General features: G+C 67.6%; 7 protein-coding genes and 1 pseudogene. 4 read left to right on the forward strand and 4 right to left on the reverse strand.

The window, feature by feature from the left end:
• Nucleotides 1-135: 135 nt before the first annotated feature.
• A complete protein-coding gene (locus FMEAI12_RS32575) occupies nucleotides 136-810 on the reverse strand; it encodes a TetR/AcrR family transcriptional regulator C-terminal domain-containing protein (protein ID WP_200835490.1) in 675 nt (224 codons plus the stop codon).
• 296 nt (nucleotides 811-1,106) lie between these two features.
• Between FMEAI12_RS32575 and FMEAI12_RS32580 the strand changes: the two genes are divergently transcribed.
• On the forward strand, nucleotides 1,107-2,084 hold the full coding sequence (locus FMEAI12_RS32580) for an NAD(P)-dependent alcohol dehydrogenase (protein ID WP_112109008.1): 978 nt from the start codon (nucleotides 1,107-1,109) through the stop codon (nucleotides 2,082-2,084).
• Between the two features lie 465 nt (nucleotides 2,085-2,549).
• Here FMEAI12_RS32580 and FMEAI12_RS32585 read toward each other — a convergent pair whose 3' ends face one another.
• Nucleotides 2,550-2,927 carry a TfoX/Sxy family protein gene (locus FMEAI12_RS32585; RefSeq protein WP_112109009.1) on the reverse strand — a complete coding sequence of 126 codons (378 nt, stop codon included), beginning with the start codon at nucleotides 2,925-2,927 and terminating at the stop codon, nucleotides 2,550-2,552.
• Nucleotides 2,928-2,945: 18 nt separating this feature from the next.
• Nucleotides 2,946-4,010: pseudogene (locus FMEAI12_RS38920) on the reverse strand (integrase core domain-containing protein).
• Nucleotides 4,011-4,217: 207 nt separating this feature from the next.
• Here FMEAI12_RS38920 and FMEAI12_RS32600 point away from each other — a divergent pair.
• Both FMEAI12_RS32600 and FMEAI12_RS32605 read left to right on the forward strand, forming a co-directional pair.
• A complete protein-coding gene (locus FMEAI12_RS32600) occupies nucleotides 4,218-4,946 on the forward strand; it encodes a TetR/AcrR family transcriptional regulator (protein WP_200835491.1) in 729 nt (242 codons plus the stop codon).
• Nucleotides 4,947-4,948: 2 nt separating this feature from the next.
• Entirely contained in the window at nucleotides 4,949-5,788 is an 840-nt protein-coding gene (locus FMEAI12_RS32605; RefSeq protein ID WP_112109010.1) for an NAD(P)H-binding protein, read from the forward strand.
• Nucleotides 5,789-5,965: 177 nt separating this feature from the next.
• On the opposite strand, the gene FMEAI12_RS32610 is transcribed toward FMEAI12_RS32605, so the two are convergent.
• The gene (locus FMEAI12_RS32610) at nucleotides 5,966-6,748 is read right to left on the reverse strand and encodes an NYN domain-containing protein (RefSeq protein ID WP_368672132.1); all 783 of its coding nucleotides are present in this window, start codon (nucleotides 6,746-6,748) and stop codon (nucleotides 5,966-5,968) included.
• A 307-nt stretch (nucleotides 6,749-7,055) separates the two neighbouring features.
• On the opposite strand from FMEAI12_RS32610, the gene FMEAI12_RS32615 reads away from it, so the two are divergent.
• Nucleotides 7,056-7,358: a SpoIIE family protein phosphatase gene (locus FMEAI12_RS32615; RefSeq protein ID WP_235014947.1), complete on the forward strand. Its 303-nt coding sequence runs from the start codon at nucleotides 7,056-7,058 to the stop codon at nucleotides 7,356-7,358.
• Nucleotides 7,359-7,879 lie beyond the last annotated feature (521 nt).

A 7,879-nucleotide genomic window follows, 5' to 3' on the forward strand; every position in this document is an offset into this window, starting at 1 on the left:
GCCGCCAGCCTGCTACCGGGCCTCCTGGCAGCTACCCGGACCGGACTTCCACCGGCAAGCGACGACGAGCTTACGAAAGGTAGATCGGCCGCTTACACGGCGTCACCTCCAGTCTGCTGGGCGCACGGGAAAGGCTCAGTCGCTTTGGAGCCGGGCGAGGCCGTCGAGGATGAAATCGAGCGCGAACTCGAATTCGGCGTCGTCGTCGCACCGGCCGAGGGTGCCGCCGTGGGTGACCGCGAGGGCCATCTCCACGACGTAGGGATGGCTGGCGCCGAGGTCGCTCGCGAGACTGGCGGCCGCCTCCGGCTCGAGGTCCCCGGAATCGTCGAAGAGATCCTGCGTGAACCCGAGCAGGCGACTGCCGAGGATGTGCAGGGCGTGATGCGCCTGTGCGATCGAGAAGCCGCCTTCCCGGAGGGTGCCGATCACCGCATTGACGTATTGCAGCACAGCGGGCCCGGGCGTGGTCTGCGCCTGGACTGTGCGGGGTGCCCACGGATGACGCTGAACCACGCTGCGCGCGGCGAGCGCCATCTGACGCAGTGACGTCTTCCAGTCGACACCATCGGCACTCGTCGGGATCTGGCTGATCACGGCATCGGCCATGCCGTCCAGGAGGTCGTTCTTGTTGCGCACGTGCGTGTAGAGGGACATCGCCTCGACACCCAGCTCCTGTGCGAGCTTGCGCATGCTGATCGACTCGATGCCGTCCCGATCGGCGAGCTCGACGGCAGCTGCCATCACCCGCTCTCGCGTCAGCTGGGTGCGGCGTTCAGGGCCGGTGTTGCCCAGCGCGGAGATCTTCACCTCGCCAGCTCTCGCCCGCGACGGCGGCTCGTGTCGCCCAACAGACCCCCTTGACTTCCTTACATCGTAAGCCGTAACCTTACAATGTACGTAGTTCCCTTACCGTGTAAGGGAACTCAATATACCACCTCACGTCGCCCGACAAGGAGAGGCAAGCCATGGCGGACAGCACGAGGGGCAGCCGGAAAGGGACGCTGCAGCCGGGCCGGGTCGTCGGCGATCAATACGACGGAGTCGCCCCCCGGCGGACTCCCCCCGAAAGGAGCAGCGCGACGGTGCCTGTCAATCCGCCGACCATGCTGGCCGTCGTCCAGGACGGCTACGGGGCGCCGGAGCGCGTGCTCCGACTCGAAGAAATCCGCGTCCCGTCGATCGGCGCCGACGACGTCCTGATCCGGACACGGGCCACGAGTGTCAACACACCGGACTGGGCCGCCGTCATCGGAGTGCCGTACATCCTGCGCCTGGGTTCCGGGTTGCGTCGGCCCAAGCGCCCGGTCCGGGGCAGCGACGTCGCCGGCGTGGTGGAGGCAGTTGGCCAGAAGGTCACCGACCTGGCGCCCGGCGACGAAGTGTTCGGGTCCACCAGAGCCCGGGCCGGCGCCTTCGCCCAGCACGCAGTCGCGCCGGCGGCCCAACTCGTCAAGAAGCCAGCCGGACTCGCCTTCACCGACGCCGCGGCGTCGGTCATGACCGGGCTCGCCGCGCTGGTCGCCATGCGGGACGTGGCACGGGTAGGCGCCGGCACCCGCGTCCTGATTAACGGCGCCTCAGGCGGGGTCGGGACCATGGCGGTCCAGATCGCCAAGGTGCTGGGCGCAGAAGTCACCGGAGTATGCGGCATCCGCAACGTCGAACTGGTCCGGTCACTCGGAGCGGACCACGTCATCGAGTACACGAAGGAGGACTTCACCCAGAGCCGACAGCGTTTCGACGTCATCCTCGACAACGTGCTGAACCACCCGCCAAAGGCGTCCGCGCGAATGCTGGCACCCAAAGGAGTGCTCATCCCGAACAGCATCGGGTACACCGGCGGCCTCCTGGCCGGCTTGCCTAGGACGGCCCGGGCAGTCCTGATGGGATTCGGTTCCACCACCGTGAGGCTCGTGACCCCGGCCATGAACCGCGAGAACCTGGATGCGCTCCGCGGGCTCCTCGAAACCGGCGCGGTCAGGGTGGTCATCGACAAGACCTACCCGCTCGAGCAAGCGGCAAGCGCGGTCACGCGCATGCTGGAACATCACGCCAGCGGCAAGATCGTCATCGCGATGTAGCGCGACCACGGCATGGCAGCGAACAGGAACCTGGCGATCGGGGCGCCGGGTGACGCGGGGAAGCATGCGTCAGGTCCACAGGCCGCTACCGCAATGACCGACAGATCAACCCAAAGACACCCGAAAGGCCGGCAGCGAGATCGTGCGGGCACGTGTAGAGATCGGCACACTCGCCGTGATCGGCGCTCGGTACGACCTCGACACCGCCACCGTGACCGTGATCGCCTGACCTCATCACCACGCTCCGTCACCACCGAATGTGCGACAGAACCTGCCGGTCGGCCCACGTGGTCGATGTGCGGGGGTCATCCGTCTCCCGCCGGCCCGTGCTGTGGAATGCCAGCCGCATCTTTGGCGTGATCATGTGAAAGGCGTGTGGCCGCAACCTGACGGAGCACAACGGGGAAAATCCGACATCCGCCGGCCGCACCGGAGGTACGGCCTGACGGCGACCCCGGTTCTCACTCAACCTTGTACTTGAAGGCGGCTGATCGCGTGGCGGACGAGGTCGGTCAGGGCGTCGCGGTCGTCGAGAGTTTCCTCGGGGACGCTGTAGTAGGCACGGACCGTGACGTCCCTGCCGGCCGCCCGGTAGACGAACGGCCTGCCACCCGCCGTCTCCCACGCCGACCGTTCACCGTCCGCGACCTTGAGGTAGAGGGTGTCCATTACCAGGGCGACCTGCCGTCCGGCGTGGCACAGCGCCCAACCACCGAAGAACCGCCGCAGCGTCATGCCACCGAGGGACTCGACCTGGTCGAGGACGTGCCGGGCGAGTTCCAGGTGCCCGCTCACGGCGTGGCCCGGGCGGTCCGCGCCTGTAGGGTGCCAGAACTCGACCACCGGCCTTGACCTGGGGTTTTAGGCGGCTCGTTCATATTCGTTGATCAAGCTGCCGAGGACAGGCTGGCGCTTGACGTTCCTGGCTCAGGTCTGCGACGGGACGGTCGGGCCATGGTGGTTGAAGGTCGCGGCCACGGTGGGGTCGTCGTCCGTTGTAGTGGGCCGCGTACTCGACCAGGACAGTACGCAGGTGCCTTTCACCGACGATCAGCATCCGGTCGGTAACCTCGGTCCGGACGGTTAGGACAAACCGTTCTGCGTAGGCGTTCGCGCGGGGAGCCCGGGGTGGGATCTTGACCGTGGTGATGCCGGCGTCGGCGAGGACCGCGTCGAACGATGCGGTGAACTGTCCGGCGCGGTCGCGGACCAGGACCTGGAAGTCGGCCGTCCGGTCGCCGAGGTCCAGGAGGAGGTTGCGGATCTGTTGGGTGGTCCACGGGCCGTCGGGGTGGGAGGTGACCCCGAGGATGTGGACGGAGCGGGAGCCGACCTCTATGACGAAGAAGCAGTACAGACGCTGGAGCGTAATGGCGCAGTCCACGTGGAAAAAGTCCACGGCCAGCATCGTCGACGCCTGCGTACGCAGGAACTGTCGCCATGTGGTGTCGGTCTGCCGTTTCGGAGCTGGGGGAGCCCCAGGGACGTCAGGACCCGGCGGATCGTGGATGCGCTCACCCGGTGGCCGAGCTTGAGGAGCTCGCCCTGGATCCGCTGGTAGCCCCACGTCGTGTTCTCGGTCGCAAGCCGCTCGATCAGCGCGGCGATCTCCTGGCTGATCGGTGGCCCTCCCGTCCGGTGCGGGTGGGTCCATGTCCGTGTGACCAGGCGGCGGTGCCACCGCAGAACGGTGCCGGGCGCGACCAGCCGGTGCGCCCGCAGCGCTCTGGGCAGGAGTCGGATCAGTGCGGCGGGCACCGCCCGGTCCGCCCAGTCCCACCGGGGCTTGGGCTGGGTGCGGCGCAGCACCGCGACCTCATGCCGCAGCACGAGCAACTCGATGTCCTTTGACGCCGACGAACGGCCGAAGAGGACCAGCCAGCCACACACCCGCACGAAGATCATATAGAGCAGGCGTACGGACATAGCTGAGCATCATGCCGGCTGCCACACCGGCGCATCACCCCAGCTCACGGGCCCAGGCCGACTTCTGGCACCCCACAAGGTCCGGACAGTGGGGTCGCGAAGTGTCCAGATCTACTCGGCGGATTCGGTTGGTGCTGGACGGCCACGCTCCCGTCGATGCCGACCGTTACGGATCATGAATGGTTGATCGGCGCGAGCGGTCCGCGGGTGATCGCCGTCAACTGCCCGCCAGAGAGCTGGTCAACTGTCTGGATGACAGTTGTCATTCAACTGATTGATGGACTACTGTCACCGGGCATGGCAGCGCGCAGAGCACCGCGCCCGGACGAACGCGGCACGGCGACGGAGCAGACACGGGAGCGGATCCTGGAGGCTGCCGTGGCCGAGTTCGGAGCCAGGGGGTACGCAGGTGCGCGCACGGCCGGAATTGCCGCGAGAGCCGGCGTCAACCAGCAGTTGATCTCCTATTACTTCGGTGGCAAACAGGGTCTGCTGGAAGAGTTGCGTCGCCGCTGGCAGGAGGTCGAGGCCTCGATCGTCGCGCCGGACGCCTCGTTCGAGGAGTCGGTCGCCGCGTATCTGCACGCGACACTCGATCGCCCCGACTGGGCTCGGCTAGTGGTCTGGCAGGCGCTGGGCGACTGTCCGTTCGCCGAGGCGGACGATCGAGAGCGGTTCGCGGAGGTCCAACGCGCCAGGATGGCGTCGGCGGTGGAGAAGATTCGCCTACGGCAGCGGGCCGGCGAGGTCACCGACGAGATCGACCCTGGGTTCGTGCTTCTGGTCGCTTACGCGGTGGTCTTCTCGCCGATCACGATGCCGCAGTTCGTGCAGGACATCCTCGGCGACGACCCGCTGTCGCCCACGACCCGGCAGCGGCTCCACAGTCAGCTGCTCAAGCTCCTCGGCGGGTCCGAGGATCAGGGAGGAATCTAGCGATGGTCGCGGTCGTTTTCGGTGCCCGGGGCAGCGTGGGCCATCATGTCGCCGCCGGTCTGCGCGCAGCGGGTGAGCGGGTCCGGGTGACCAGCAGAAACCCCAGCGCGGCGCAGTTCCCGCCGGATACGGAGGTCGTGGCGGCCGACCTGGAGCGTCCCGAGACCCTACCCGCCGCACTGGAGGGGGCGGAGAAGATCTTCTCCTACGCCAAACCGCACGGCGTGCAAGGTTTCGTCGCCGCGGCCAGGGCTGCCGGGGTGCGGCAGGTGGTGTTGCTCTCCTCAGCGGCGGTCGTCAACAGCGATGCCGAGCACAATCCCATCGCCCGGGAGCACCGCGCCGTCGAGCTGGCCATCGAGCGATCGGGCATTGGCTGGACCTTCATCCGCCCGGGAATGTTCGCCACGAACACGCGATGGTGGTGGACGAAGTCGATCCGGACCGAGGGTGTCGTGCGTGCGCCGTACCCGGACGCGCAGACCGCGCCTGTCCATGAGAAGGACATGGCCGCGCTCGCTGTGGCCGCGCTCACCGAACCGGGACACGATCGGCGGGCGTACACCGTCTACGGACCGCAGTCGCTCACTCTTCGCCAGCAGGTCGAGCTGATCGGCGACGCGATCGACCGCAAGGTCACGTTCGAGGTGATCTCTGTCGACGAAGCGCGAGTGGAACTCGGGCGGACCATGCCCTCGATCGGAGTCGAAACCATCCTGCGCCTGTGGGCGGCTGGTAACGGCAGGCCAGCCCAGATCTCGACGATCGTCGAGGAGATCACCGGCGAGGCCGCGCGGACCTTTGCTCAATGGGCCGAAGATCACGCCAACGACTTCCGCTGAGACCGAGGTCAACATGGCCGGCTGCCGCGGATGTCAAGCACCCAACCCGCGCGACGACTCGCTGGGATCCCTGCTCGGCCTCACCGCCCGTTAACCGCACGTGCCGCGGGAACGCCTCGCCACCTGACTCTGGACGTCGCCACCAGGCGCGTCATCGTGGTCTGGACGTCGCCACCCTCACCTGGACAGGACATTGCGGATGGCCGACCCGACGGCCGACAGATGGGTCCAGCCGTCGGGGCCGGTGTTCGCTGTGACGGCCTCGCGGAGCCGGCTGACCAGCGCGGTGTCCGCGCGCAGTTCGGCGGTTGTTGCCCGGGTGGGAGGCGCGACCGGGGCGGTCTGCGCCTTCTTCATTTTCGGCGGGGCGGCGACAGCGACCGGCGGCGTGTCGGTATCCGGGCTCGGCACGAACGTCTCGGTTTCGCCGGTCGCCTCAGGTGGGCGCGGCGTCGGTGGGGTGGCCTGGGCGGGGACGAGCGCCTGGCCGGGGGTCGCGGTAGGTGTTGGCAGCGCTGCCGCTGCGAGGGTTTCGACGAAGACGAAGGTGTCGCAGGCTGCGGGCAGACCCGGGTTCGTCTTCTTCTCCTCGCCGAACCCGTAGACGGCCAGGCCGCCCTCGCGGATCCGTTCGGCCAACCGGGTGAAGTCGCTGTCCGAGGACGCCAAGCAGATTCCGTCGACGGACCCGGAGTGCAGCAGATCCATCGCGTCGATCGCCAATGCCAGGTCCGCCGCGTTCTTTCCCTTGACCGCGGCGAACACCTGCACCGGACGAATGGACAGCTCCAGCAGGGTCTTCTTCCAGCTCCTCAGCGAGCCCGTCCAGTCACCGTAGGCACGCCTCACCTGCGCCTTCCCGTACCGGGCGATCTCGGCGAGCAGCGGCTCGACAGTCCACAACGGCACGTTCTCCGCATCGATGAGCACCGCGAGCCGAGCCGCGCCGATGCCGTCCACCACGCTGGTTCCTCCCCCTCGGGTACCCGGCACCCGCGGCTACAGAACACGGCTGGCCGCTCACAGGATGACACGCGGCCCGTGGGCCCGCAGCGCCACCGACCCTCGGGCCGTTTCCGACGCTCGCGGTACCGCATCCGTTCGTCCTACCCGGCCTGCACCCAGCGGGTGCCACACCTGAGCGTGGCGCAGAGGGCATGACACCGCGGTCCCCGTCATGGTCTTCACACCCGGCGAGTTGGACGCCTTCCCCGACGGCGCCGACGACGAGTTCAACCAGTAACAGGCAATACGGGTCCGTGGCGGCGTGGTGGAGGCGCTCGGTGTCCCCGAGCGGCAGCCGCCACTCGGTCTCGGTGCCGCGCCGGACCCAGTTCACGTCCTTTTTGCCCGGTCTGACCGGCTGCTCTTTTACACAGATGGTCTGGTCGAGGCCCGCAATTGCGGCACACGGGAGTTCTTCCCGCTTCTCCCGGCCGTGCAGGACGCGTTCGCCGGCGCAGAGCTGCCCGAGGCGACCGCGCGCCTGGTCTGCGCCCTCATCGACTGGAGCGGCGGTTCGCTCGGCGACGACATCGCGCTTGTCGCGGTAGAGCAGCGCTCCGGGTAGGGGCCCCCGGGAGGAACGCAGCGAAGAGCGGCAGTGCGGCGTTTGGTCCCTCGAACAGCCGCAGGGGTCCCGGTAGTTTGATGGAAAGACCACCGTTAGCGCCGGTCGGCGATCTCGCCGTGAGCCGGTGACGGTGATCTGCCTGCGATGTCGTGACCAGCGCATCCGTTGCTTTCCCGGCGGTTGCTACCGGGACTGGTCGGAGGGCGATCGCCGTGATCGTTTTCGGGTTTCGGTGCTCTCCGGCGCACGATCCGGTTCGCGGGCTGGGAGCCGCCTCCGGCGTCCTGTGCCGCTGCGGCGCACACCGTGACGGAGCCCCTCTGTTCGGATGACCCCACCAAGTCGTCGCTATACGAATCCAAATGATTTCGATACGCTTCCCTATTAGGATTTGATTAGGTCTGTCATTGGTTGTACTGACTGTCGTCTTCGTGTGTGTGGCGGTGGTTGGTATGGAACTGGGTGAGATGGGCCGTGTGCGGCCGGTGATCGAACGGTTCGCGGCGGAGATGTTCGCG

The organism is Parafrankia sp. Ea1.12 (assembly GCF_900465275.1).
GTDB classification, from domain to species: Bacteria; Actinomycetota; Actinomycetes; order Frankiales; family Frankiaceae; genus Parafrankia; species Parafrankia soli.